This is a genomic window from Rhodoferax sp. GT1R46 (assembly GCF_056521285.1).
Map to the genome: position 1 here is coordinate 32,846 of NZ_JBWMBC010000009.1, position 20,989 is coordinate 53,834.

General features: G+C 61.5%; 17 protein-coding genes, 1 tRNA gene and 1 pseudogene. 4 read left to right on the forward strand and 15 right to left on the reverse strand.

What is annotated here, in order from left to right:
- Positions 1-11: 11 nt before the first annotated feature.
- From AC097W_RS17450 to AC097W_RS17500, 11 genes and pseudogenes are all read right to left on the reverse strand, one after another.
- Complete coding sequence (locus tag AC097W_RS17450; protein WP_479603905.1) at positions 12-431, reverse strand: YccF domain-containing protein; 420 nt, start codon at positions 429-431, stop codon at positions 12-14.
- 860 nt (positions 432-1,291) lie between these two features.
- Complete coding sequence (locus tag AC097W_RS17455) at positions 1,292-1,399, reverse strand: ParB N-terminal domain-containing protein (protein ID WP_479603906.1); 108 nt, start codon at positions 1,397-1,399, stop codon at positions 1,292-1,294.
- Complete coding sequence (locus AC097W_RS17460; protein WP_479603907.1) at positions 1,389-1,979, reverse strand: tyrosine-type recombinase/integrase; 591 nt, start codon at positions 1,977-1,979, stop codon at positions 1,389-1,391. Before AC097W_RS17460 ends, AC097W_RS17455 begins: the two co-directional genes overlap by 11 nt.
- A 167-nt stretch (positions 1,980-2,146) precedes the next feature.
- Positions 2,147-2,236 (reverse strand) — tRNA-Ser (locus AC097W_RS17465).
- A 39-nt stretch (positions 2,237-2,275) separates the two neighbouring features.
- Positions 2,276-2,938, reverse strand: a complete 663-nt coding sequence (ureG, locus tag AC097W_RS17470; RefSeq protein ID WP_479603908.1) for an urease accessory protein UreG — start codon at positions 2,936-2,938, stop codon at positions 2,276-2,278.
- Between the two features lie 50 nt (positions 2,939-2,988).
- On the reverse strand, positions 2,989-3,684 hold the full coding sequence (locus AC097W_RS17475; protein WP_479603909.1) for an urease accessory protein UreF: 696 nt from the start codon (positions 3,682-3,684) through the stop codon (positions 2,989-2,991).
- Positions 3,662-4,180, reverse strand: a pseudogene (gene ureE, locus AC097W_RS17480) (urease accessory protein UreE); the annotation flags it as partial. The pseudogene ureE and the gene AC097W_RS17475, both read right to left, overlap by 23 nt.
- A gap of 8 nt (positions 4,181-4,188) precedes the next feature.
- Complete coding sequence (gene ureC / locus AC097W_RS17485) at positions 4,189-5,907, reverse strand: urease subunit alpha (protein WP_479603910.1); 1,719 nt, start codon at positions 5,905-5,907, stop codon at positions 4,189-4,191.
- 132 nt (positions 5,908-6,039) lie between these two features.
- The gene (locus AC097W_RS17490) at positions 6,040-6,345 is read right to left on the reverse strand and encodes an urease subunit beta (protein ID WP_479603911.1); all 306 of its coding nucleotides are present in this window, start codon (positions 6,343-6,345) and stop codon (positions 6,040-6,042) included.
- 13 nt (positions 6,346-6,358) lie between these two features.
- The gene (locus tag AC097W_RS17495) at positions 6,359-6,961 is read right to left on the reverse strand and encodes a HupE/UreJ family protein (RefSeq protein WP_479603912.1); all 603 of its coding nucleotides are present in this window, start codon (positions 6,959-6,961) and stop codon (positions 6,359-6,361) included.
- Between the two features lie 43 nt (positions 6,962-7,004).
- The gene (locus AC097W_RS17500; protein ID WP_479603913.1) at positions 7,005-7,307 is read right to left on the reverse strand and encodes an urease subunit gamma; all 303 of its coding nucleotides are present in this window, start codon (positions 7,305-7,307) and stop codon (positions 7,005-7,007) included.
- Between AC097W_RS17500 and AC097W_RS17505 the strand changes: the two genes are divergently transcribed.
- The 4 genes from AC097W_RS17505 to AC097W_RS17520 all read left to right on the forward strand — a co-directional run bounded on the left by AC097W_RS17505 (position 7,306) and on the right by AC097W_RS17520 (position 14,756).
- A complete protein-coding gene (locus AC097W_RS17505) occupies positions 7,306-10,842 on the forward strand; it encodes a hybrid sensor histidine kinase/response regulator (RefSeq protein WP_479603914.1) in 3,537 nt (1,178 codons plus the stop codon). The genes AC097W_RS17500 and AC097W_RS17505 overlap by 2 nt on opposite strands.
- Positions 10,823-11,845, forward strand: coding sequence for a response regulator (locus tag AC097W_RS17510; RefSeq protein ID WP_479603915.1), 1,023 nt, complete (start codon positions 10,823-10,825; stop codon positions 11,843-11,845). Before AC097W_RS17505 ends, AC097W_RS17510 begins: the two co-directional genes overlap by 20 nt.
- Positions 11,846-12,080: 235 nt before the next feature.
- A complete protein-coding gene (locus tag AC097W_RS17515) occupies positions 12,081-14,354 on the forward strand; it encodes a penicillin-binding protein 1A (RefSeq protein ID WP_479603916.1) in 2,274 nt (757 codons plus the stop codon).
- Between the two features lie 87 nt (positions 14,355-14,441).
- Positions 14,442-14,756 (forward strand): EthD family reductase, encoded by a 315-nt coding sequence (locus tag AC097W_RS17520; RefSeq protein WP_479603917.1) that lies wholly within the window; start codon positions 14,442-14,444, stop codon positions 14,754-14,756.
- Here the strand turns inward: AC097W_RS17520 and AC097W_RS17525 are convergent.
- From AC097W_RS17525 to AC097W_RS17540, 4 genes are all read right to left on the reverse strand, one after another.
- Positions 14,729-15,634, reverse strand: a complete 906-nt coding sequence (locus AC097W_RS17525) for a hypothetical protein (RefSeq protein WP_479603918.1) — start codon at positions 15,632-15,634, stop codon at positions 14,729-14,731. The two genes, AC097W_RS17520 and AC097W_RS17525, sit on opposite strands and share 28 nt — an antisense overlap.
- Before the next feature lie 56 nt (positions 15,635-15,690).
- A complete protein-coding gene (locus tag AC097W_RS17530) occupies positions 15,691-16,518 on the reverse strand; it encodes a class I SAM-dependent methyltransferase (protein WP_479603919.1) in 828 nt (275 codons plus the stop codon).
- 20 nt (positions 16,519-16,538) lie between these two features.
- Positions 16,539-17,549, reverse strand: coding sequence for a tripartite tricarboxylate transporter substrate-binding protein (locus tag AC097W_RS17535; protein WP_479603920.1), 1,011 nt, complete (start codon positions 17,547-17,549; stop codon positions 16,539-16,541).
- Positions 17,550-17,645: 96 nt separating this feature from the next.
- The gene (locus AC097W_RS17540) at positions 17,646-20,849 is read right to left on the reverse strand and encodes a BTAD domain-containing putative transcriptional regulator (protein WP_479603921.1); all 3,204 of its coding nucleotides are present in this window, start codon (positions 20,847-20,849) and stop codon (positions 17,646-17,648) included.
- Positions 20,850-20,989 lie beyond the last annotated feature (140 nt).

Here is a 20,989-nt window from a genome sequence, read left to right on the forward strand (position 1 = left end):
CACCCGGGCGCCTAAGGCCGACCTGAGGCAATACTTCCCTTGCTCACAATGGTTTTCCCTATTGGTGCTATCGCGATAGCCGCCAGTTTGAGGTGCTGAAATCCGAATGGGATGCCGACAACAGTCGCGAAGCAGCACAGAGCTGAGACGAAGTGGCCCATTGCGAGCCAGACGCCCGCAAAGACAAACCAAATGATATTTCCGATGGCCCCCAGGGAGCCACTGCCAATGTCATTGGTACCCCCTAGTTCCGCGCGGCTGACGGCTTCCCTGCCGAAGGGTAGAAAGGCGAACTGACCTATAACGAAACATGCTTTCGCCCAAGGCAGTCCGATGATGGTGATGGCACAAATGCAGCCGGCAAGCCACCACCCCAAGCCCATGAAAAAGCCACCGAAGATTAGCCAGAGAATGTTTCCGATCGCGCTCATATTTCTTTTGCCGCTATTCGTTAGGGTAATGGGAGCCATATTTTGACTGAGGGCTCGCACATTTATTGTGCGTGAACCACAATGCAGCGGCTTGTATTTGGACAGAAATCGCCATTTGCAATGAAATTGAATGGCACAAAATATGCTCTAGGTGGTGGCCTTGACTGAAAGCAATGTTTTCAGGTTCTGGCATTCCGCAATTTGTTTCACATCGGAATTGATTCCTGCTACTGCCACCCGAGTTCGCGGCTGTCGTCGGCGTCGGTGCACTCGTGGCGTTGGCGCGGTGGAATGCCATTGAGGAATGGTTGTACTGGTATCAATGCGTGTCGGTGTCATAGGGTTGTCACCATCAGCGAGCACGATTGCGGCGTCACATAGAGAGTAATAGGTTAAGCATGCACCCACATCGAATTTGCGACAAATGCAACAAACTAAAACCGCCGGAAGGCGGATGCCAAATGCGCCCGGTCCGGTGGGTATGCGGCGCTTGCTGGGTGCACTGGCAAGTTGGACGGCGGTAGAGAGCTCCAAAGACCGATAGCGTATTTCGGTCGTCAATCCCACATGACCGACCAAGTCATCAGGGCGTGGTCGGGAAAATAATCTCAACAATAAGGTCGATGAGTCGACTTTCGGCATTGCGCATGCAACGTGCCAGTTTCATTTCGAAAAAATGAAGTCGGTTGCGTTTGTATGACAGACCTCGACGTCTTCCTTGAGTCAATGCAACTGATGATTTGACCCCATAGCACGCGTTCAGCACGAAGACGGGGGTGAGCAGAATACGCCCCGCCGCAAAACTGTGTGTAGCGTATTGAACCGGGCAAGTTGTGGCTAACCGTAAAGGCACTGTAAAGCTAACGGTGCCATCCATCCAGGACCATGCCATCGAGCAAGGTGATGGCATTCAGCACGCCACAGAGGTTGATGCTGTCCCGAAGTTCTTGGAATTCTTCAGCCGTCATTCCAGGAAATGCGGCGCTTAAAGGGTGTTGGGTAGCCTTGGGCAGCGGCCCAGGACAACACCAGTTCAATACGGTTGCGCACCCTAACCATAGTCTCGTTCTTGGTTGACCACATCGGCCTGATTGCGCTGGTCACGTCAGCGGTGTCCACGTCCTTGACATGCTTGTCACCGAAGTGGGGGTAAACGTAGGTTTCAAGGGTGTTTTCCCATTGCTGGGCATGCTTGGCATTTTTCCAGCTTGGTTTGAAGGCTTCAATGTAGGTCAAGGCGCAGGTTTTGAACGTCCACTCAACAGCAGCCTGTTTACTCTTGCGCTCGGCAATTGGGTTGTTGCCTTCGCGGATTGATCCCAGCGCAGTGCGTGAACGCTCCCAGGCTTCGGCAAGCGTCACGGCGGGGTAACTGCCCAGGCCAATGTCACTGCGTTTAGTTCCGATGGTGGTGCGCAACACCCAGGACTTTGCCCCGGTTGGCTTGATAAAAAGCCGCAAGCCCGGCACAGTACCCACGGCATGCAGCCCCGGCGCTGACAGTCGCTTGACCTCCAGTGCCCCCAATGCCTTCGCAATCTTTGCCATGTCGTTCCCCCAAAATCCATCCACTAGAAGCAGTTCCCCCAATCATTCCCCCATTGAGTTTTGAGATTGGACGATACGCAATGATACAGTGTGATTAGAACTAAGAGTGAAAACGATGGGGGAACGGCCTGCTTTGAGACGTAAAAAAACCCCTTGAACGGGGTTATTGGCGGAAGCTGTGAGATTCGAACTCACGGAGGGGATAAACCCTCGCCGGTTTTCAAGACCGGTGCCTTAAACCGCTCGGCCAAGCTTCCATGGGGACTTATTCTAACTGCAGGCGCCTCCAGGATCGATCATGCGGTCTGCAGCATGCCTCTGGTTTCAATGAATGAGACGACTTCCTGCAGTCCCGTGAGAGCTTTCAGATTGGTCATCACAAACGGCTTGAGGCCTTTTGCGGTGGTGCGCATGCGGATGGTGTCGGCTTCCATCACGCTCAGGTCTGCGCCAACGTAGGGCGCGAGGTCAGTCTTGTTGATAACGAACAGGTCGCTCTTGGTGATGCCGGGGCCACCCTTGCGGGGAATTTTTTCACCTGCGGCCACATCAATCACGTAGATCGTGAGGTCGCTCAGTTCCGGGCTGAAGGTGGCGGCGAGGTTGTCGCCACCGCTTTCCACGAACACAATGTCGGCGTTGGGGTGGTCCACCAGCATGCGGTCGATGGCCTCCAGGTTGATGGAGCAGTCTTCGCGAATGGCAGTATGCGGGCACCCGCCGGTTTCTACCCCCATGATGCGGTCAGCGGACAGGGCGCCGCTCACCGTGAGCAGGCGCTGGTCTTCCTTGGTGTAGATGTCGTTCGTGATGGCGATCAGGTCGTACTGCCCGCGCATGGCTTTGCACAGCATTTCCAGCAGCGTGGTTTTGCCGGAGCCCACCGGGCCACCGATGCCCACGCGCAGAGGTGGCAGGTTCTTGGTGCGGTTGGCGATGTGGTGAAGAGCTTGGGTCATGGTAATGGCTACTATGAAATTGATAGCTTCCCGCGCATATTCTGCGAGGGCTAGGACCTGAAAAGCCTTGAATACTGCACTTCATGCTGGCCCGAAAGTATGGCCAGCATAGGGGAAAAAGCCTGGCGCGTGTCGTCCGTCAGGCTCAGCGCATGGTCAACAGCCGCAGGTATCTCGGCAGTCAGGTTGGAGAGGATGCGTTGTCCCGCGCTTTGGCCCAGCGGAACGGATTTGATGGCGGCTTGCACCATGTTTTCGGCCCAGCCAAAGGCATAGGCCAACAGGCAGTCGCGCAGCGGAGCCTGTGTGGCGCTTGCCGCCAGCGCAAAGGCGAGCGGATAGGTGGGCTCCTGTGCGGCCAGTTGGGCAATTTGCATCGGTGTGGCAGTGGTGTGGTTGCGCAGCCATTCCAGCAGGGAGCGGCCCATTTGCTCTGACTGCGCCCGCAGCTCACTGCTCTCACGGGTTTGCAGCACCCAGGCGTTGAGTGCGGCAATGCGTTCAGGGTCGGCATCGCGCCACGCGGTGATGGCTTGGGCCACCACGCTCAGGTCAGACCGTGCCAGACTCAGGTGCAGCTGGTCCACCAGCCACTGGGCGGCTCCTGATTCTGTAGCTACCCGCGCACTATCCACGGCGGCTTCAAGGCATTCTGAGTAGGCAAATCCGCCTATGGGCAGCGCCGGTGACGCGAGCCACATGAGCTGCATCAGGCTCGAATCAAGCATGGGCGTGTGCGTGGTCATGACCCTCGTCATGCCCATGGCGATGTCCGCCAAAGTGACCACCGGTGGCGTAGGCACCGTTCTCCGGTTCAAAGGGCTCCAGCACGGCGTTCACGATCAGGTGCATGGCGCGCAGCATCTCGGCCAGCACGTGGTCGGGCTCGATTTTCAGGTGATCCGGCTTGAGCTCAATGGGCACATGGCGGTTGCCCAGGTGGTAGGCGGCGCGAATCAGGTCGTAGGGCGTTCCGTGTGTCGGGCAATGGGTGATTTTCAGTACGTCTTGGGGCGCTGCAATCACCCGTATCAGCGAGCCGTCTTCGGCTACCAGCACGTCGCCGCCGCGTACGGCGGTTCCACGGGGCAGGAAGACGCCCAGGCTGCGGCCTGCGGAGTCCGTTGCGTCAAAGCGGCTTTTTTGGCGCACGTCCCAGTCGAGTTCGACGATGAAGGCGCGCTTGAGCAGCACAGGTGCCAGGCCTGCGCCCTGGGCCATGCATTTGGAAACCTGGATCATCAGTAAGGTCAGAATAAAAAGTAACGTTGGGCCATCGGCAAGCTTACTGCAGGCTCACACGTGAGTAACTGGCCGTCTGCCCGTACCGAGTAGGTCTGCGCATCAATCTCCATGGTGGGCAGGTAGCTGTTGTGCACCATGTGCTGCTTGCGCACGCCGCGAATATTTTTCACCGCACTCAGTGTCTTGGCCAAGCCGAAACGGTCCTTGATGCCGGCGTTCAATCCGGCCTGCGACACAAAGGTGAGCGAACCTCTTGTCAGCGCGCCGCCATACGCGCCAAACATGGGTCGGTAGTGCACGGGTTGGGGCGTGGGAATGCTGGCATTGGGGTCGCCCATGGCGGCCATGGCGATGAAACCACCTTTCAAAATCAGCGCAGGCTTGATGCCAAAGAAGGCCGGCTTCCAAACCACCAGATCGGCCCACTTGCCAACCTCAATGCTGCCCACTTCGTGGCTGATGCCGTGGGCAATGGCCGGGTTGATGGTGTATTTGGCGATATAGCGTTTGGCGCGAAAGTTGTCGTTGCGCTCGGTGTCGCCAGGCAGCTTGCCGCGCTGCACTTTCATCTTGTGCGCGTTTTGCCAGGTGCGGATGATGACCTCGCCCACGCGGCCCATGGCCTGGCTGTCGCTGCTCATCATGCTGATGGCACCCAAGTCGTGCAATATGTCTTCGGCGGCAATGGTTTCCTTGCGGATGCGGCTCTCGGCAAACGCCAAATCTTCAGCAATGGCCGGGTCGAGGTGGTGGCAGACCATCAGCATGTCGACATGCTCGTCCAGCGTGTTCACCGTGTAGGGCATGGTCGGGTTGGTGGAGCTGGGCAAGAAGTTTTCCTGGCCCACCACACGCAGGATGTCGGGAGCATGGCCACCGCCCGCGCCCTCGGTATGAAACGCACACAGGCTGCGTCCCTTGGTGGCGGCGATGGTGTTCTCCACAAAGCCGCTCTCGTTGAGCGTGTCGGAGTGAATCGCCACCTGCACGTCCAGTTCTTCGGCCACGTTCAGGCAGTTGCTGATGGCGGCTGGCGTGGTGCCCCAGTCCTCGTGCAACTTCAATCCGATCACACCGGCGTTGACCTGCTCGTGCAGGGCCGCGGGCAGGCTGGCATTGCCCTTGCCCAGAAAGCCCAGGTTCATGGGAAAGGCATCGGCCGCCTGCAGCATGCGCTCAATGTTCCAGGGCCCTGGAGTGCAGGTGGTGGCAAAGGTGCCGGTGGCCGGGCCGGTGCCGCCGCCCATCATCGTAGTGACGCCGCTGGCCAAGGCCTCTTCAATTTGTTGCGGGCAGATGAAGTGTATGTGGCTGTCAATGCCGCCAGCCGTGACAATGTTGCCCTCGCAACTGATGACTTCGGTGCCCGGCCCAATGATGATGTCCACACCCGGCTGGGTGTCGGGGTTTCCTGCCTTGCCAATGGCCACAATACGTCCGCCCTGCAAGCCGATGTCGGCCTTGACAATGCCCCAGTGGTCCATGATGAGAGCGTTGGTCATGACGCAATCCACGGCACCCTGAGCGTTGGTGCGCTGCGATTGCGCCATGCCGTCGCGAATGGTCTTGCCGCCGCCAAATTTCACTTCTTCACCGTAGCCGCCGGCGCGCAGGGTGTAGTCCTGCTCGACCTCGATCAGCAGTTCGGTGTCGGCCAGGCGCACGCGGTCGCCCACGGTGGGGCCAAAAATTTCCGCGTAGGCGCGTCGTCCTATGGTTGCCATGGTTTCATCTTTCGTTGAATGGTTGGTGGGCCGGGAGGCTTGGTTACGCGATTTCGTTCGTGTCCTCCGGCCTTCGGCCTCCCCCTTTACCTCACTGCATCGCGCAACCAAGCATCCCGTCAGTCGGCTCCATCAAAGGGCTCCTTGCGTGAGGCCTCTAAAGCCATACACGATCCGGTCACCTGCGTAGTCCACCAGCTCCACCGTGCGTTGCTGCCCGGGTTCAAAGCGCACGGCCGAACCGGATGCAATGTTCAGGCGCATGCCCTGGGCCGCCGCACGGTCAAAGCCCAGCGCGCCGTTGGTTTCAGCAAAGTGGTAGTGCGAGCCCACCTGAATGGGGCGGTCTGCGGTGTTTTGTACCACCAGTGTCAGGGTGCGGCGACCAGTGTTGAGCGCATGCTCGCCATCATCGGTAAGTATTTCTCCGGGATACATGGTGCTTCTCTATTCAGGCCGTTTGACCAAGCAAAGCCATGCCCTGCACGGCCACCGCCACTCCTGCAGCGCGGCCTACCCACACATTGGTGCTGCGTAAAACCCAGCCCAGACCAAGGCCGGCCACATGCAGCAGCACGGTCGCGGTCAGCATGCCGACCAGGGTTTGGGTGGCGTCAGGGCTGCCCGCCAGTTCATAGCCGTGGGCCAGGCCGTGGAAGACGGCAAACACACCCACCAAAACAGCAGCCCCGATTCCTGGAACCCGCAGCCGCGACGCCACCAGCAGGCCAGTCACCAGCAGCGATGCGGCAATCATGGGCTCCCCTGCGGCAAGGCTCACGCCCTGCAGGCCCAGCACAGCGCCCACCAGCAACATGTAGGCAAAGCCGACTGGCCCCCAAAGCAGTTCATAACTCTCCCTGCGTGCGGTCATGGCGCTCCACACGCCCACGGAGACCATGGCGGCCAAATGGTCCAGACCGCTTAGCGGGTGCAAGAATCCGACGATAAAACCCACGTGTGCCAGATCATTCACACCAATGTGGGCGCTAGCCCCCGCAGATATTGCGCAGGCAGCTATGAAAATGAGAGCAAGTTTCAGTCGGGATTGCATGGCGGTGGTCTCCTGAAGTGGGGCTGGCAGTTACGTGGGCGGTTCAAACAATCGGTTGATGTACCGTGACGAGCTTGGTGCCGTCAGGAAAGGTGGCTTCCACCTGAATGTCGGGAATCATTTCGGCAATGCCGTCCATCACATCGGCACGGGTCAGCACAGCACGGCCTTCGCTCATGAGCTGTGCCACGGTCTTGCCGTCGCGTGCGCCTTCCATCACGGCAGCGCTGATCAGAGCCATGGCTTCGGGGTAATTGAGCTTGAGGCCGCGCGCCTTGCGCCGCTCGGCCAGCAGGGCGGCGGTGAAGAGCAGCAGCTTGTCTTTTTCGCGGGGTGTGAGTTCCATGGCACTGATTAAGCAAGCACCGTGCCTTGTGGCATGGAATCTGCACCATACCGGTGTGCAGCCCGAACCCATTCCATCACCGCCCACTGATACGCCCCCGCAACGGGTGGTCAAGATCCGGCGCGACTACAACAATTGGGTGGCCAGTGAGACCATGGAAGACTACGCCCTGCGCTTCACGCCGCAGCGCTTTCGCAAGTGGTCGGAGTGGCGGGTGGCCAATACTGCGTTTGGCGCAGCTTCGTTCTTGATTCTGGAAGCCGTGGGCGCCACGCTGCTGGTGCAATACGGGTTTGTGAACGCCTTCTGGGCCATCCTGTCCACCGGGCTGGTGATCTTTCTGGCCGGGCTGCCCATCAGCGTGTACGCCGCCCGCTATGGGGTGGACATGGATCTGCTCACCCGGGGTGCCGGTTTTGGCTACATCGGCTCCACGCTCACCTCGCTGATCTACGCGTCGTTCACCTTCATCTTCTTTGCGCTGGAGGCCGCCGTCATGGCCTATGCGTTGGAGCTGGCGCTGGATATTCCGCCCACCTGGGGCTATCTGATCTGTGCGCTGGTGGTCATTCCCCTGGTGACCCATGGCGTGTCCACCATCAGCCGCCTGCAGCTCTGGACGCAGCCGCTGTGGCTGGTGATGCTGGTTGTGCCGTTTGGCTTTGTGTTGGTGCGCGATCCGACGGCCTTTGCCGGTATTGCGCACTATGGAGGTGAATGGGGTGAGGGAGGCGTGTTTGATCTGCACCTGTTTGGTGCTGCACTCACCGTCGGCATTGCCCTCATCACGCAAATGGGCGAGCAGGCCGACTACCTGCGCTTCATGCCGGTCCAGACCGCGCACAACCGCCGTCGCTGGTGGCTGGGCGTGCTCGTAGGGGGCCCGGGCTGGGTGCTGCTGGGGGTGGTGAAAATGCTGGGCGGCGCGTTTCTGGCCTACCTGGCCATTACGCACAGTGTGCCCACGGATCGTGCGGTAGACCCCAATCAGATGTACCTGGCGGCTTATGAATATGTGTTTCCCACGCTGGGTTGGGCGGTGGTGGCGACGGCGCTGTTTGTGGTGGTGTCGCAGATCAAGATCAATGTCACCAATGCCTACGCAGGGTCACTGGCCTGGAGCAACTTTTTTTCGCGCCTCACCCACAGCCACCCCGGGCGCGTGGTGTGGGTGGTGTTCAACAGCCTGATTGCGTTCATGCTGATGGAGATGAATGTGTTTCAGGCGCTGGGCGAGGTGCTGGGGCTCTATTCCAACATTGCCATTGCCTGGATCATGGCCGTGGTGGCCGATCTGGTCATCAACAAGCCGCTGGGTTTGTCGCCCAAGGGTATTGAGTTCAAGCGTGCGCATCTTTACGATATCAATCCGGTGGGTGTCGGTGCCATGGCACTGGCGTCGGTGTTGTCGATTGCGGCGTATCTGGGCCTTTTTGGCCCCATGGCACAGGCTTTCTCGGCGGTGGTTGCCATGGTGACGGCCTTGGTGTCGGCACCGGTCATTGCCTGGGCCACCAAGGGTCGCTACTACATCGCGCGCAGCAGTGTGGCGCCCCACGTAGGCCACTGCGTCATTTGCGAGCGTGAATACGAGGGCCCCGACATGGCCCACTGTCCCGCCTACCAGGGCCCGATTTGCTCGCTGTGCTGCACGCTGGATGCGCGTTGTGGCGATGTGTGCAAACCCCACGCCAGCCTGTCCAGCCAGTGGTCGGCCACCTTGCGCTGGGTGCTGCCCCAACGCGTGTGGCCGTTTCTGGATACGGGGCTGGGCCACTTCATTTTGCTGATGCTCATCATCGTGCCTCTGCTGGCCACGGTATTTGGCATGTTTTACCGGCAGGAGTTGACGGCGCTGGCCGGGTTGACGGAAACGCAGGCCGCGCTGCAGACGGCATTGCGCTCAGGGTTCACCAAGGCGTTTGCTGCGTTGCTGTTGCTGTCTGGCATCGTGGCGTGGTGGCTGGTGCTGGCGCACAAGAGCCGCCAGGTCGCGCAGGAAGAATCCAACCGGCAGACCCACTTGCTGATGGAAGAAATTGAATCCCACCGTCAGACCGATGAGGCGCTGCAGGCCGCCAAACAGGTGGCTGAGCGCGCCCGGCTGCAGGCCGATCAGGCCAACCAGGCCAAAAGCCGCTACATCAGCGCCATCAGCCACGAGTTGCGCACCCCGCTCAACAGCATCCTGGGTTACGCGCAATTGATGGGCGAAGATGCCTCGATTCCCCCGCACCGCAAGCAGGCCGTGAGCGTTATCAAGCGCGGGGGTGAGCATTTGCTGTCGCTGATTGAAGGCACGCTGGATCTGGCCCAGATTGAGAGCGGCAAGCTCACGCTCAATGTCAAGCCCATGCAGTTTGCTAATGGCATGCACGAGATTGCGGGCCTGTTTGAACTGCAGGCGGCCGACAAGGGTTTGAGCTTTGATTTTGAGGTGCAGGGCGCTATTCCCCAGTGGGTGCGGGCGGACGAGCGGCGTGTGCGCCAGATCCTCATCAACCTGCTGGGCAACGCTATCAAGTTCACGCAGACCGGGGGTGTGCGCTTGTGTTTGCGTTATGCCCGCGAGATGGCGCATGTGGAAATTTACGACACCGGGCCCGGTATGGCGCAGCTGGAACTGGACCGCATTTTTGAGCCCTTTACGCGGGGCTCCAGTGCGCCTGCAGGGGGCTTGGGTACCAGTCACACCACCGGCTCCGGCCTCGGCCTGACGATTGCCAAAATGCTCACCGACCTGATGGGCGGCGAGTTGACGGCCACCAGCGCGGTGGGGCAGGGCTCGGTGTTTCAGGTGCGGCTGTTTCTGCCGGAACTGCACCAGCCTGCGGGCGGGTCATCGGCTGTGCCGGTGCCCCGGCTGCGCCATGCCTATGCCGGTGCGCGGAGAAAAGTTCTGGTGGTGGACAACGAAGAGGCCGACCGGGACTTGCTGGTCAGCCTGCTGCAGCCCCTGGGTTTTGAGATGCGCGTGGCCGCCAGTGGCCACGATTGTCTGGACCTGCTGTCCGCTGGCCTGCAGCCCGACGTGGTGTTGCTCGATCTTGCCATGCCCGGCATTGATGGCTGGGAAACTTTGCGCCGTTTGCGTGCACTGGGTGCCCACCAGCCGCAGGTGGCCATCGTGTCTGCCAATGCGTTTGACCGGGGACTGGACAACGGCCTGGACGACCGCTCGGGCATTGCTCCGGAAGACTTCATCGTCAAACCCGTGCGCCACTCGGAGTTGCTGGACTGGCTGGAGCGCAAGCTCGATCTGGTGTGGCTGGACGCATTACCCGTGACCGCACGGCCGGTCGAGCCCCCTTCGGCGCCGCAGGCACTGCCGCCCCGCGCCGACCTGGTGGCTCTGCAAGAGCTGGTGCGCCTGGGCTATTACCGGGGCATCACCAACAAGCTGGACGCACTGGCAGTTGCCCAACCGGAAGTCAGCGCCTTCATTGCCACCATGGCGGCGCTGGCCCGCCAATACCATTTTGAAACCATGCTGGCCCAACTGCAAAAGATGCTCGATGCAACCCCCACTCACTGACCCCACCCAACCGGATCGCGCTGCACTGGATGGCACGCTGGACCGTGCCAACAGCGACGTGGTGCTGATCGTGGACGATGTGCCCGACAACCTGTCCGTGCTGCACGACGCGCTGGACGAATCGGGCTACACCGTGCTCGTCGCCACCTCGGGTGAGGCCGCGCTGCAGCGCGCCGCCCAGGCCGTGCCCGACATCATTCTGCTGGACGCCATGATGCCCGGCATGGATGGATTTGAAGTGGCCCGTCGCCTCAAAGCCGCTTCACAGACGGCGCACATTCCCATTGTTTTCATGACCGGCCTGACCGAGACCGAATACCTGGTAGCCGCGCTGGAGTCGGGCGGGGTCGACTATGTCACCAAGCCCATCAAGCCCAAGGAAGTGCTGGCCCGCATGGGCGTGCACCTGAAGGGCGCGCGCGAGCGGCGCCAGACCCGCAGCGCGCTGGATGCCTTTGGCTACGCCACCATCACGGTGCGTGCCAGTGATGGCAGCCTGATGTGGCAAACCCCGCTGGCGCGGGAGCTGCTGGAGCGCTACTGTGGCACCGCCGCCCCGCAAACGCCTGAGCCCGTGCTGGCCTGGTTGCACACCAGCTTGCAACGGCTGGCACAGCAAGGCGGGCCGGCGCGCCCTGACAACCTGAGTATTGAGCGGGGTGCCACACGCCTGACGTTTCGTCTGCACCAGCAGACGGGCGACAGCGATGCCACCGCGGAAGACGGCGAATGGCTGATCGTGATGCGCGAGGTGTCCGACACCGCTGTGATCGAGGCCATGAGCCTGAGCTTCAAACTCACCCCGCGTGAGGCGGAGGTTCTGTACTGGGTGGTCAAGGGCAAAACCAACAAGGATATTGGCGACATCTTGGGCTCCAGTCCCATGACGGTGAAGAAACACCTGGAGCGCATTTTCGTCAAGCTGGGGGTAGAAACCCGCACGGCCGCGGCCGGTCTGGCCATGACGCGCATCAGGCAATTGCATCCGCAGTTTGAGGGATAATTTTTAGTGATTTAGGCCTGTAGCCCCCGTGGAATAAGCGCATACAGCTATTCATTTTATAGCAAATTTCCGTATTGATACTCCGCAGTAACAGAAGTTTGCAATTTTCACGACGCACTTCACAGGGTCTTTACAGTGGCAGGCGCCACCGTCGCGATAATGGTGGGGTCTACTTTTACGCTGGGCGTCCCAAGGTCGCGCCTCTTTGGGGCTGCTTTGGGCCGTTCGCATCCTGATGCTTTCAATTTCCGTTTTTACGCCCCGGCTCTTTGTTCAGTGGGTGCTGTTGATGCTGTGCGCAGTTGCCACGCCCTATGCGTCGGCGGCCTCGCCTCTGGATTTGCCCGAGCTCGATGCCATGGTGGACTACCGGCCCAAGATCCCCTTGCGCGTGTACACCAGCGACAACGTGCTGATTGGCGAGTTTGGCCAGGAGCGGCGCGACTTTGTCGCCATCAAGGACATTCCGCTGATCCAGAAGCAGGCCCTGCTGGCCATTGAAGATTCCCGTTTTTACACGCACGGCGGCGTTGACTACAAAGGTGTGGCGCGCGCCGTGCTGGCCGATCTGACGGGCGGACTCAAGCAAGGTGCCTCCACCATCACCATGCAGGTGGCACGCGATTTCTACCTGACGAAGGAAAAACTGTTTTCACGCAAGCTCACGGAAGTGATGCTGGCTTACAAAATAGAGCGAACCTTGACCAAAGACCAGATTCTGGAGCTCTACATGAACCAGGTTTATCTGGGGCAGCGCGCGTATGGCTTCAGCAGCGCAGCCCGTGTGTACTTTGGAAAATCCCTGAAGGACCTCACGATTGCACAGGCTGCCATGCTGGCAGGCTTGCCGCAGGCACCCAGCACGGTCAACCCGGTAGCCAACCCCAAGCGCGCGGCAGCGCGCCAGCAACTGGTGCTCAAGCGCATGCGTGAGCTGGGCTACATCAACGATGCGCAACTCAAACAGGCGCTGCGGGAAGACATCAAGGTACGACCTGAGGGGCAAACGTTCAGCAGCCATGCCCAGTATGTTGCCGAAATGGTGCGCCAAGCCATGTACGCCCAGTTCAAGGAAGAGACCTACACCCGCGGTATCAGCGTCACAACGACACTGGTCCAGGCAGAGCAGGAAGCGGCTTATGACGCCGTGCGGCGCAATGTGCTGGCCTACGACCAGCGCCACGGCTACAGGGGTGCAGAGGCCTTCGTGGCACTGCCCCATAACCCGGTGGAGCGGCAAAAGCTGATTGAAGCCACCCTGCAAAAGCACCCGGCCAGCGACAAGCTGTTGTCTGCGGTCGCCATCACTGCCGCGCCCAAAAGCCTTCGGGCCCTACTTGCCAATGGCGATGAAATTGAGCTTGCCGGTGACGGCCTGCGATGGGCTGCTGCTGCGTTGGCGCCCAAAGCGCCAGCTGCGCTCAAGCTCAAGCCCGGTTCGGTGATTCGCGTGGTGCAAGACAGCAAAGGCCGTTGGAGCATTGCCCAATTGCCCAATGTGGGTGCGGGCTTTGTTGCGCTCAATAACCAGACCGGTGCTTACCGCGCCCTGGTGGGTGGCTTTGATTTCAACGCCAGCCAGTTCAACCACGTAACCCAGGCCTGGCGGCAACCCGGATCGGCCATGAAGCCCTTTATTTATTCAGCCGCGCTGGAAAAAGGTTTTTCACCGGCTACCCTGGTCAACGATGCACCGCTGACTCTGACGGGTGCGGAAACCGGGGGCCAGCCCTGGACGCCGCAGAACGATGATGATGTCTACGATGGCGCCATTACCTTGCGTGTCGCGCTGGCCCAGTCCAAGAACGTGGCGGCCGTGCGGCTGTTGCGCGCCATTACGCCGCAGTATGCGCACGACTTTTTGCCGCGCTTCGGTTTTGATGCAGCCAAACAACCCGTCAACTACACCCTGTCGCTGGGCACTGGCTCGGTGACTCCGCTGCAAATGGCGGGTGCGTATTCGGTGTTTGCCAACGGCGGATTCAGGATCAACCCCTATCTGGTTCAGAAAGTCGTGGACGCGCGTGACGGCGTACTGTTTGAAGCCAAGCCGGTGGTGACCGGGCAAGAGAGTGATCGCGTGCTGGATGCGCGCAACGCGTTTGTCACCAGCAGCATGCTGCACGAAGTAACCGTGTCGGGCACCGGTGCAGCGGCGACGCAAAAGCTGGTGCGCCAGGACCTAGCGGGCAAAACCGGAACCAGCAGTGATGCTTTCGATGGCTGGTTTGCGGGCTACAGCGGGTCCACCACCGCCGTGGCGTGGATGGGTTATGACGAGCCCCAGTCTTTGGGCGGACGCGAGTTTGGTGCGACCCTGGCTTTGCCCATCTGGATCGACTTCATGCGGGTGGCACTGAACGGCAAACCGCCTTACCAGGCACCGCACCCTGCGGGTGTGTCGCAAGTGCAGGGCGACTGGATGTACGACGAGTTTCAGGACAGCAGTGCAGTGCGTACGATTGACCTCGATGTCCTGCAACGATTCAAGGAAATGCTGAATCTGTGAGGCTCATTTTTCTGGTTTTCCCTTACTTGCTCGAAGCTGGGATTTGGCGCAGTATCAGTCTCCCTTCAACCAGGCAGGAGAACAGAAATGATCAAGGTCAGCGTCATGTACCCGAACAACCCCGGAACGCATTTCAACCACGATTACTACCGCGACAAGCACATGCCCATGGTCAAGGAAAAAATGGGCGGCAGCTTGAAGTCGTACACCGTTGACAAGGGCATTGCCGGCGGTGCGCCAGGCCAGCCACCGGTGCACATCGCGGCGGGCCACCTGTTTTGTGAATCGGTAGAGGCCTTCCAGAGCGGATTCGGACCGCATGCGAAAGAGATCATGGGAGACATCCCAAACTACACCGACATCTCACCGGTCATTCAGATTAGCGAAGTCGTCGCGGGCTGAGCTTCAGCGCGGCGGCGCCCGAATGCAGCTGTCAATACAAGGCCCAACAGCAGCAGCGAGTAGACCGGCGGTTCGGGGACCGTTGAAGGTTCGGGTACTACCGCCTGGCTTGCATACAGATGTCCGTCGGTGCCCACGAAACTGGCATCGCCCGAGAGCACATCCACGAAGAGATGGCTGGTATTGCTGACATCGGCCACCGACATCGCGTTGGCTGGCCCACCTTCATTGGTGGCATTGGCGGATACGTGCAGCTTCATGATCATTTCGAAGGTGTCGCCGACCGATGCGGCAGTGTCGACAAAAGCTTGTCCCACAGGGTTGTATTTGTCAATGTGCCCATTGGTGTGGATGAAAGGGAGCCCGCCGGGCCCATTGGCCACCAGATCGACCGTGCCTTCGCTCAAGGCGGTGAATAGGCCGCCGCCGGAAAAGCTGCCAGCGACGTCGATCAGGAAGCGAAGCAGGACGGGCGTGCCCGTGGCGACGCCGCTGGCTCCCGTCACCACGCCCCCAGCGGCGAACCAGGCATCCGAATTGGCTACCGCAGAGGCCGTGGGGATGCTTCCACCCAGCATCTGAGCCGACGCAAAGCCACGCAGCAGCCCAGGGCTTGCGCTGGCAAAGGCGCTCGACGCCGAGGCAAAGGGGCCACTTCCCGTGCTGAAACTCTCGCCGATGCGGAGCCCTGAACCGGCCTGGTCTGGAGATACAACCAAGGGCGCGCCCGGCCCGACATTGGTCTGCACGCACTGGTAATGGGGCGGTGGACTACTGGCAACGTAGTTATTGCAGAAAACGAGACTTGCCTGCGAATCGCCAGCGAATAATGCCAGCGCCAGGGCAGATGCAAAGAGATGCAGTTTGGTATTCATCATGATTACTCCTGAAAATTGAGGATCGGAATTGACAAAAAAGTGTGGTGCGGCTTCATCTAGGCCGACACAGCCGCAGAACACAGCAGCAGTTCATTGGGTCCTTCCCAGCCCGTGGCCGTGGAGAACGATTCCAGCTGGTGCGCCATGTCTTCCCATGCCGCGGCCTGTGCGCTCGTGGAAAGGGGTTTCAGAATCTCGATGATGGGCGACGCGGAGGTGCGAACAAATTCGAGGTAGTCCTTGCCCGTCGGTAGACGAAACGGGGCCGATACGGGTCGCACGTCGATGTCCGCGAATCCGGCTTTTTCCAGCTGCAATGCCAGCAGGCCAGGCTTTCCCAGACTCATTAGCGTGCCCGGTGCAAACGGGTCGCCAGCGGCCACTCCTGCGTGGCGCTGCGCTGTTCGGGCCAGGATGGCGATGCACGGGTTCGCCTGGGGGCTGGAAAACACCAGCGCACTGAAACGTCCCTGCGGCCGAAGCGCCTGACGGATTTCCTGTAACGCCAGAAGCGGAGACGTGCAGAACATCAGCCCCAGCCGGCAGACCGCTGCATCGAAGTGGGCGCCCGCCAGCCCGAGCGCTTGCGCATCAGCCACTTGCGTGCGCACCTGCGAAAAACCGGCTGTGCGCAGCTTGTCTTGCGCGAGTGCCAGGATGGCACCGGAGATGTCGGTTGCCAGTACCTCGCCGGTCGCGCCCACCCGGTGCGCGATATCCAGTGTCTGGTCGCCCGCGCCTGCGGCAACGTCGAGCACACGGGCTCCGCTGGCGATGCCCGCGCTGTCCAGCATCTCGGTGGTGGCGTCCTGCAGCCAGGCGTGGATCGCCGTGGTATGCCGATTCCATCCCTGTGCGGCCTCGTCCCAGGGATGGGGCTGCATTGAAGTTGGATTGGTAGCCATCATTCAGCCCGAATGCCCGTGGTGCGCATGACCTTCTGCCAGTAACGCTGCTCCACGGCGATGCGGTCCGCCAGCGCTGCGGGTGTACTGGCGCCTGCGACCATGCCGGCCTCGCCTAACGTGGTGATCAGGGGCCCATGCGCTGCCGACTGCCGAATGGACTGGGACGTGGTCTCCACCACGTTCGCCGGAGTGCCTCCGGGCAGGAAAAAGGCGAACCATTCGCGCATCACCACGTCGGGGAACCCTTGTTCGACGAAGGTGGCCACTTCCGGCATATACGCGCTGCGTGTTGCGCCTGAAGTGGCCAGCACCCGGAGCTTGCCCGTGGCGTGGTGCTGGCGCAGCAGGCCTTCCGGCAGGATCAGCATGGAGAGGCGGCCCCCCATCAGGTCCACGATGGCGGGAGGGCCGCCCTGGTAGGCGACATGTTGCGATTCGACTTGCGCTTCGCGAAAGAAGACTGCGCCCAGCAAGTGCGGCAAGGTGCCGATGCCAGGCGAGCCGCAATTGGCACGTGCCGGATTGCGCCGCGTCCAGTCAACCAAGTCGCGCAGAGTGACCACGCTGTCGGGTACGCCTGGGCCCACCGCCAGCCCCAGCGTGGTTTCCACTGCCATCGACACGGGTTTCAGATCGACCGCCGGGTCATAGGCGAGCTTGGCATAGAGATAGGGATAGACCGTGGCGATGGCACCCTGCGCGAGGAGGATTGTGGTGCCGTCAGGGCTGGCCTGCTTCAAGGCTCCCACGGCAATCTGGCCAGCGGCACCGACGCGGTTGTCTACTACCGCGCCGCCGGCAAATCGCCCTGCGAGTTGTTCAGCGTAGCGGCGCGCAATGATGTCGGGAATACTGCCTGCTGGCCCGCTGCAAAGGATCCGCAGTGACCCGGCAATGGGCTGCGCAGTGGCCAGTCGTTGGCCCCCCAGAGCGAACAGCGCGGTGAGCGTTGTGAGGGTAGTGCTGTGGCGAAGAAAGGCGCGTCGCGAAGTAGTGGGGTCGTACATGGGGTTCTCCAGTCATTGAACGGTGATGCCACGGTAAGGGCCACTCACCTAGAAATGACTTAGAGATTCGCAAACCCGCGCCGCAACCGGCCGGATTCAAGCTTCGCGGAGTGTCGCCGCGAGTGCCTCGGACTCGGCGGATGGCCGAATCCCCAACACCACCGACAACTGCTGGCGGCAGATTCGGTAGGCCTCATAGGCTTCGGCCCGCAGGCCCAGCTTTTGCAGGCAGAGCATGAGACGGCGGACCATGTCCTCGGAAAGTGGCTCGCGCTCGATTACCCGTCGGTACACCAGCGCCGCGCGCTCAGGTCGACCCTGGGCCTCCAGCAGGGCGCCCAGGGTGGCCATCTGGCGCACGAAAAGGGCCCGCAGGCGGTTGCGCGCCACCAGCACGTCGGGGTGACTGTCGTCACCCGCCAGGAAGTCGCCTTGGTACAGCGCCAGTGCATGGTCAACGATGCCCGCCACATCAACCGGTTCCGCTGCCGTTGTGAGCGTGTCCACTCGCCGCAAGCAGGTTTCCAGTTCTGCGACGTCGGTCCAGCAGGTGGCCGGGTTCAGGCTCAAGGCGCCCAACTGCAAAATGATATGGCGCTCACCGATCAGTTTGCGCAGGCGGTGAACCGCGTTGTCGAAGGAGTTCTGCGCCGCGTCGCCCATCATCTCGGGCCATAGCAATGCCGCCAGCCGATCGGCCCGAACCGCAGTACCACCCAGCGCGATCATGAGTTTCAACAAATCCAGCGGTTTGCGGCTTTCCTTACGTGACTGCGCCAGCGATTGCCCGTCGCACGCAATAGCAAAGTGCCCAAGGCAGCGGATTCGGATGGGCCAGGGCCATTGTTCGCCCGCGTTGGCGGGCGCGGGCAGCGCATGCCGGCGCACGATAGCCAGAGCGAGGGGTGCGTCGACACCGTGGGCCATGGCCAGTCCACACAGCCTGGACATGGTGTTGCCACAGCAGTACAGCAGAGGGCCGTAGTCGAACCCGTGCGCCCGGGACACCGCAAAGGCCCGGTGCAGGGCGTTGAGACAGCGCGGCAGGTCGCCCTGGCTATCGGCAAGGTGGGCCTCCACCAGCGCCTCAATCCAGTGGTGCCAGGTGCACACTGCATGGAACGGGTGGGCTACGGCCTCCTGCAGCATGACCTTCGCCTGGTCAAAACGGCCATTCTGCGTGGCGGCCACAGCGACGCCCAGCAATGCGATGTGCTCACGCAAGGGCCAACCGGATGCGCGCCCGCTGGTCAGCGCATCCTCCATGACGCGCAGGGCGGTTGGCCAGTCGCCGTCCAGCAGGGCCAGAACGCCGCGCTGAAAGCCATAGGTGGTGGCGTCGATCGGGCTGCCTGGAACCATCAGTGCTGCCGCCTCCTGGAGATGGGTGCGTGCCCGTCCCGCGTCCAGTGCGGCCAGTGCGGCCAGCACCATTAACAGGTGCGCTTTGGCCATCATGGCGGGTTGCCCGGCGGCCACGTCCAGCGCAGCCTGGGCATCTGCCAGGGCCTCGTCGACCAGACCGCGCAGCGAACGGATCAACACGCCCACGCCGTACCAGCGCAGCCGGGTCGCCGCAGCCGTGTGCTGCACTGTGCACATGCGGTCAATCTTGACCATGATGCGATCGAGCCGCGCCAGCTGGCCGGTCCACATCAGATAGGTCGCCAGCGAGCCCAGCAGGATGCGCTGGCTGGCGGCGTGCGGCTGGTCGAGCAGGGCTTCGGCCACATCCGCCAGTCGCGCGGTGAGCGGGTCTGCCGTTCTCCGGTTGACGTAAGCGGCCAGCAGTCCGGGCAAGACCCGCAGGTCGAGGTCCATGTCGGGCTGAACGAGGCGTTGCGCCAGATAGGCCGGCGCATGCGCGCTCAGAATGACGATCCAGGGCTCCAGCACATCCAGCCGGTCGCCGAGAAAGACGATGGCATCGGCCGCTGCGGCGGCCGTCTGGAACAAGCCCGCCGTATCTCCCACTGCATCGAACCCGTGCCGGGCCCGCTCCAGCTCGTTCAGCGCCAGTCCCGGGTTGGATGCGAGCTCACAAACGCCATGCCAGTAGTGCATGGCGGGCCGTTGCTGCAGGGTTGTTGGCAGGGCGAGAATCCAGTCCCGTATCGAGGCCGTGCGCCCTTGCGCCACGAAGTGACCGGCGTGTTCCTCCAGCAGCAGCGTGGCATCGTCCCATGCACTGGCGGCCATCAGCTGGGTGATCGCCACGTCGACCTGTCCGTGTACCGCTAGCAGCCGCGCTGCCCGAAGGTGCAAGGCCTGCAATGCATCTGGCGTTAGTGAGGCCGCCGCGTGCGCGCGCAGGAACTCTCCGAACAGGGCGTGAAAGGTGTAGACGGGTTCCGCGCCGGATCGCCGGTCGGTGAACAGGCTGCGCGCGGCCAGGTCAGCCAGCAACAGACTGGCTCGGGAATCCCCGCTGATGGACGCGGCCATGGCTGGCGTCGTACTCGGCAGGAACGCAATGCAGGCTAGCGTGGCGGCGTCACCCGGCGGCATCCTGGCCAGCACCTCACCTGCAAAGAATGCAAACAAGGGGCCGCGCGCCGGCCCGTTGCTGATCGCCTCGCTTGGCGTTGGCGTGCCACGTGCGGCCATGATCAGAATCATCGCGGCTGCCCAGCCGTCGGTACTTTCCTGCAATGCATCCGGCTGGATCGGATGCCCGTGAAGTGCCACCAGCGTCCGGGTTTCGTCAAGAGTGAAGCGCAAGTCTTGGGCGTCTATCAAGCCGAGCTGTTGCGCTGCCAGGGCACGCGTGAATGCGGCTGGCGGAAGGTCCCGGCTGATAAACGCCAGGTGGGCTGCAGGGGGCAGTTCGGCCAGCATGGCAGCCAGACCGGCGTGCAGTTGGGATGCGGTTGCGATCTCCTGCATGTTGTCCAGCACCAGAACCCAGGGTACTTCAAGCGTGGCAGCGAGGTAGCGCAAACAGCGACGGATGAACCCCGCAACGTCCCGCAGGTCGTCTGCAGTGGGTGCGGCGAGCCGCAGGCGTCGGCGGGGCACTGCGTCAGCCAGAGCGAGGTTCAGAAAATGCACAAACGCTGCCGGGTCCGCATCCCCTGCGTCGATCTGAAGCCACAGCGTCTGGATGCCGCGTGCTTCTAGGTAGGTGGCGACCAGTGTCGTCTTGCCGACCCCGGGCGGACCGGCAATCCAGACGCCAGGCGCTTCGAAGCGTGTGTCGAGCAGCGCGAACAGGCGCTGGCGATCAAACACACGGCCCAGCCGAGGGGGCATGAGCTTGCCCAGTACGGGCTGTTTGCGGTGGGAACCGGCGGTTGGCATCTTGGCATGGTAGTTCCACGGGGCCCTCGTGACAAGCCGCCGTCTCTGGCCGACCTTGTACGCCACTCGGCGTATTTCCCCAGCGGCATGGCTTCCCTACAGTTCATTCATCGTGTCGCAAAAGCTGTTTTGGCAGCCAG

Bases quoted from the DNA above. Each gene is read 5' to 3' on its own strand.
- AC097W_RS17450 (WP_479603905.1), bottom strand. From the start codon at position 431: ATGAGCGCGATCGGAAACATTCTCTGGCTAATCTTCGGTGGCTTTTTC.
- AC097W_RS17540 (WP_479603921.1), bottom strand. From the start codon at position 20,849: ATGCCAACCGCCGGTTCCCACCGCAAACAGCCCGTACTGGGCAAGCTC.
- AC097W_RS17525 (WP_479603918.1), bottom strand. From the start codon at position 15,634: ATGATGAATACCAAACTGCATCTCTTTGCATCTGCCCTGGCGCTGGCA.
- AC097W_RS17535 (WP_479603920.1), bottom strand. From the start codon at position 17,549: ATGTACGACCCCACTACTTCGCGACGCGCCTTTCTTCGCCACAGCACT.
- AC097W_RS17460 (WP_479603907.1), bottom strand. From the start codon at position 1,979: ATGGCAAAGATTGCGAAGGCATTGGGGGCACTGGAGGTCAAGCGACTG.
- AC097W_RS17520 (WP_479603917.1), top strand. From the start codon at position 14,442: ATGATCAAGGTCAGCGTCATGTACCCGAACAACCCCGGAACGCATTTC.
- ureG (WP_479603908.1), bottom strand. From the start codon at position 2,938: ATGACCCAAGCTCTTCACCACATCGCCAACCGCACCAAGAACCTGCCA.
- AC097W_RS17515 (WP_479603916.1), top strand. From the start codon at position 12,081: ATGCTTTCAATTTCCGTTTTTACGCCCCGGCTCTTTGTTCAGTGGGTG.
- AC097W_RS17490 (WP_479603911.1), bottom strand. From the start codon at position 6,345: ATGTATCCCGGAGAAATACTTACCGATGATGGCGAGCATGCGCTCAAC.
- AC097W_RS17495 (WP_479603912.1), bottom strand. From the start codon at position 6,961: ATGCAATCCCGACTGAAACTTGCTCTCATTTTCATAGCTGCCTGCGCA.
- AC097W_RS17500 (WP_479603913.1), bottom strand. From the start codon at position 7,307: ATGGAACTCACACCCCGCGAAAAAGACAAGCTGCTGCTCTTCACCGCC.
- AC097W_RS17510 (WP_479603915.1), top strand. From the start codon at position 10,823: ATGCAACCCCCACTCACTGACCCCACCCAACCGGATCGCGCTGCACTG.
- AC097W_RS17475 (WP_479603909.1), bottom strand. From the start codon at position 3,684: ATGACCACGCACACGCCCATGCTTGATTCGAGCCTGATGCAGCTCATG.
- AC097W_RS17455 (WP_479603906.1), bottom strand. From the start codon at position 1,399: ATGACGGCTGAAGAATTCCAAGAACTTCGGGACAGCATCAACCTCTGT.
- AC097W_RS17530 (WP_479603919.1), bottom strand. From the start codon at position 16,518: ATGCAGCCCCATCCCTGGGACGAGGCCGCACAGGGATGGAATCGGCAT.
- ureC (WP_479603910.1), bottom strand. From the start codon at position 5,907: ATGGCAACCATAGGACGACGCGCCTACGCGGAAATTTTTGGCCCCACC.
- AC097W_RS17505 (WP_479603914.1), top strand. From the start codon at position 7,306: ATGGCACTGATTAAGCAAGCACCGTGCCTTGTGGCATGGAATCTGCAC.